Raw genomic sequence first — 4,828 nt, forward strand, 5'->3', positions numbered from 1 at the left:
CGCTACCTGAATTTGGAATATTTCCCTTCTTTTTATATGAAAAGGCTTTTTGTTAATGCCAGTGTAGCCAACAAAGGGAAACTTGGGAAAATAGACCTTTCCGCCATTACTTCTGCTTTTTCTGATATTCATTCGGGGAAAGCAGAAATAAGAATTTTGGATCCCCATCAAAAGGTCGTAGATACTAAGGTTATTGACATTGAAGATTCGCCAGTTGAAAAAAATATTGGCAGTACAACCCTTAAAAATCCTTTGCTCTGGTCGCCTGAAAACCCTGACCTTTATACCTGTGAAGTTACTTTGCATTCTGATGCAGGCGAGCAGAAGCTGACAGAGAAATTTGGTTTCCGTTGCTTTGAGTTTGTTGACAGAGGCCCTTTCAAGCTAAATGGGCAAAGGCTTTTGATCAAAGGTACGCATCGGCACGAAGACCATGCCGGCGTTGGCCAGGCCATGACCGAGGAGATGATCCGTACCGAAATGAAACTAATGAAGGAGATGGGGGTGAATTTCATCCGTCTTGCCCATTATCAGCAATCCCGTATTGTGCTGAACCTTTGCGATAGCCTGGGCATTATGGTTTGGGAAGAAATTCCCTGGTGCAGGGGAGGATTGGGCAATGATCTTTATAAAGCTCAAGCCCGCCGGATGCTGACCAATATGATTGGCCAACACAGAAATCATCCGGCTGTTATTATCTGGGGATTGGGCAATGAAAATGACTGGCCCGGTGATTTCCCGGAGTACAGTGAGGATAGCATCCGCATATTTATGAAATCTCTGAATGATTTGGCACATCAGCTGGATTCAACCCGCAAAACGGCTCTTCGCCGTTGCGACTTCTGTAAGGATATTGTGGATGTTTACTCCCCTTCCATTTGGGCCGGCTGGTACAGGGGCCGTTTTACCGAATATAAGGATGTGACGGAAAAAGAGATGAAGTCGGTTCATCATTTTCTACATGTAGAATGGGGAGGCGACAGTCATGCACGGCGTCATTCTGAAAATCCGGATAAGATTGTTAATACTGTTTCCACCGGCCAAGGTGCTGATGAACGTCAGGGTGATGCTACGTTTAAAGGAGGGGATGCCAGGTTTTCTAAAGATGGAGATTGGAGCGAAACATATATCTGCAACCTGATTGACTGGCACCTGAAGGAACAGGAGACAATGCCCTGGCTTACCGGATCTGTTTATTGGCCCTTTAAAGATTTTTCCACCCCGATACGTGTGGAAAACCCCGTGCCTTACGTGAATCAGAAAGGAGTTGTGGAACGCGATTTTACCCCCAAGGAAGCCTATTATGTTTTTCAATCATACTGGACAACCAAACCTATGGTACATATTTACGGGCATAGCTGGCCGGTAAGATGGGGGGATGAGGGCGAATTAAAAATGCTGAAAGTATATTCCAATTGCCCGGAAGCTGAGTTATTTTTTAATGGGGTAAGTTGTGGCGTTAAGAAGAGAAATAGCCAGGATTTTCCGGCTGCCGGATTAAGATGGAATGTTAAATTCAATAAAGGTGAAAACCATGTCAGAGTAGTTGCTCATAAGGGAAAAGAAATGGTAACTGATGAAATATCTTTTCAATATCAGACAGAAAAATGGGGCGTTCCCGCAAAGATGGTATTGGAGAAAATTCAACAAACTGGCGATACTGCTACAATTCAGGTAAAATTCCTGGATCAAAATTCGGTTTTGTGCCTGGATGCCACCAATATGATTGAATTTTCCCTGGCCGGTGACGGGAAGTTACTGGATAATCTGGGTACTTCCTCAGGTTCAAGAAAGGTGCAATTGTATAATGGAAGGGCAATTATCCGGGCCATTATCAATAGTAAAAATGTTGTAGTTGGGGTAAAATCCCAAGGGTTGGAAACTACACTTTTAAAATTATAAGTTAAAGGGGTTGAATTTATAGCTTGTTTGGTTTTGTAAATCTTTATATTAGAATAATTTTGAGGGTTATTCCTGATAAAAGAGGGTGGTCCGGCTATAAAATTGATGGATCAATTGAATAGAAACCTAAAAAGAGTAAACATTAGCAAAAAATATATCATGAAGTATAAGAAGCTTTTAATTTCGGCAACAGGATTGTTTCTGGTTTTTTCTTTATCAGGATTTTTAAAACCCTGGCAGTCAAAATATGTCAGGGAATCGAATGACGAACTCACTTATATCCCCGATGAAAATGGGAATATTATTCCCGATTTCAGCAGGGTGGGGTATCATCAGGGCGATAAAGCCATTCCTGATGTTCCTGTAGTCAAAACCGTTTCAGCGCCTGCCTCGGGCGAGAGCCGCACTATTATCCAGGAAGCCATTGATGAAGTATCGCAGATGCCTTGTAACAAAGATGGTATACGGGGAACCATCTTGCTTAAAAAAGGTACTTACTTCATACCCGGTTCAATAAAGATTTCTAAAGGCGGTATTGTATTGCGGGGTGAAGGTGACGGCGAAAAAGGTACAGTCCTGGTTGCTTCGGGAAAGGGACAACGAAGCCTTCTGGTTATTTCCGGTTTTGGAAAGAGAAAGTTAATCCCCGCATCCAAATCCGGCATTATCGATAAATATGTTCCCACCGGCGCCTTCTCTTTTATTGTCGAAGATCCCGGCAAATATGCTGTTGGTGATCAAATTGTTGTGTTTCGCCCCGGCACGGATTATTGGATTCATGAATTGAAGATGGATCAGATTGTTGCAAGACAAGGTACCCGCCAATGGAAGGCACCGGAATATGATTTGTATTTTGAACGGACCATTACCAGGATTGAAGGTGGCCGGATTTTTATTGATAATCCTGTCGTAATGGCTATGGAGCAGAAGTATGGCGGCGGTTCTGTCTTTAAATATTCCTTTCCTGGAAGAATTTCAGAAGTCGGCGTGGAAAATATCAGGTTTAAATCGGATTATACTTCAGAAACAGATGAAGACCATAGCTGGAAAGCTATTGATTTTGGCAGCGTGGAAAATGGATGGGTACGGAATGTGACCTCCGAATATTTTGCTTATAGCTGCGTGAATATTGGAAACGAGGGAAAATATATAACTGTCACGGATTCAAAGTGCCTGGAGCCGAAATCTGTCATCACCGGGGGCCGACGTTATTCTTTTTGCGTAAACGGGCAAATGAACTTGGTTATGAATTGTGCTACTGATGGAGGCAGGCATGATTATGTAACCGGGGCAAGGGTTTGCGGCCCCAATGTGTTTTATCACTGCAAATCAGTCAATACCCATGCCGACATCGGACCGCACCATCGCTGGGCAACAGGTACTTTATATGATAACATTACAACTGACGGGGAAATAAATGTGCAGGACAGGGGGGATTATGGCTCTGGCCATGGATGGTCCGGGGCTACGCAGGTTCTGTGGAATTGTACTGCCGATAAAGTCTGCGTTCAGAATCCATGGGTTTCAGCAAAAAATTACTGCATTGGTTTGGCAGGTAAAAAGACAAAAGGCCGTTTCAAGGATCGTCTGGATGGAGAATGGGAAGGACAAAACAGTTCTGGTTTACAGCCGGCATCACTTTATATGGCCCAGTTGAATGCCAGAAGGAATAAAAAATAAATAAATATTCAGGAATTTAATTTTTTTAATAAACATCCTTACGAAGGGAGATATTAAAAACTCAAAATCTGAGGATACCTGTCAGAATATTAAAATAAAAACTAATGAAAAAGACCTTATTCTTAATTGTTTTGTTTTTTGCTGTTTTCAATTCCTTTGCTGCTGGAGATGGCGGTAAGTTTGAAAAAGAAGCCGGGAGATTGTTGAGGGGCAGGATTTTACTTCGCGCCGATACAGCCATGAAACAGGAAACGCAAACTATTACCAGGTTTGTATGTTCTCGAAGTGCCGGTGGAAAGCACGATTTTTATTCGGAAGGGGATTATTGGTGGCCGGATCCCCAAAATCCGGACGGGCCTTACATACAGCGTGACGGCATGACCAATCCGGCTAATTTTGTTGCCCATCGGCAAGCTGTGACAAGGTTTAGCCAGATAATCGGGACGCTTGCTTCTGCCTATAAAATAACCCATAACGAAAAGTATGTAAAAGCTGCACTTCCTCACCTGAAAGCCTGGTTTATGGATACTGCCACCCGCATGAATCCTTCATTAAATTATGCACAGGCTATAAAAGGCCGATATACAGGCAGGGGCATAGGAATTATAGATGCTATCCAGCTGATGGAAGTTTCGCAGGGGGTTTTTGTGATGCAAAAAGCGTCTTGCTTTGACAAAAAGTTTCTTGCTGCCGTAAAATCATGGTTTACGGACTATCTGCAATGGATTATGACCAATGCCAATGGGAAGGATGAAATGAATGCAAAGAACAACCACGGTACCTGCTGCGTTATGCAGGTTGCTGCTTTTGCAAAGCTGACCGGCAACAAAGATTTGATTGAATTTTGCAGGGACCGCTTTAAAACCGTGTTGTTGCCCAACCAGATGGCTGCAAATGGCAGTTTCCCACTGGAGTTAAAACGTACAAAACCTTACGGTTACTCACTTTTTAACCTGGATGCCATGACTACCCTTTGCCAGATCCTTTCGGATGGAAAAGATAATTTATGGAATTTTCAAACTCCTGACGGAAAGTGCATGAGAAAAGGGATAGAATATCTTTTTCCTTATGTGGCCGATAAATCGAAATGGCCATTCGAGAAAGATGTCATGTATTGGGATAACTGGCCTATAGCTCAGTCATTTCTTATTTTTGGAGCCAATGCTTATCAGAATTCCCTTTGGTTTAACGTTTGGAAACCTCTGGCTCATTTCCCTGAAGTGGAAGAGGTGATCAGGAATTTCCC

The 4,828-nt window shown here is 42.9% G+C and carries 3 protein-coding genes; all 3 read left to right on the forward strand.

What is annotated here, in order from left to right; all coding sequences use genetic code 11:
- On the forward strand, positions 1-1,902 hold a 1,902-nt coding region (locus tag Q8907_12765; GenBank protein MDP4275141.1), incomplete at its 5' end, for a glycoside hydrolase family 2 TIM barrel-domain containing protein.
- A gap of 159 nt (positions 1,903-2,061) precedes the next feature.
- Positions 2,062-3,582 (forward strand): hypothetical protein, encoded by a 1,521-nt coding sequence (locus Q8907_12770; protein ID MDP4275142.1) that lies wholly within the window; start codon positions 2,062-2,064, stop codon positions 3,580-3,582.
- Between the two features lie 104 nt (positions 3,583-3,686).
- On the forward strand, positions 3,687-4,828 hold a 1,142-nt coding region (locus Q8907_12775; GenBank protein MDP4275143.1), incomplete at its 3' end, for an alginate lyase family protein.

The organism is Bacteroidota bacterium (genome assembly GCA_030706565.1).
Lineage (GTDB): Bacteria > Bacteroidota > Bacteroidia > Bacteroidales > JAUZOH01 > JAUZOH01.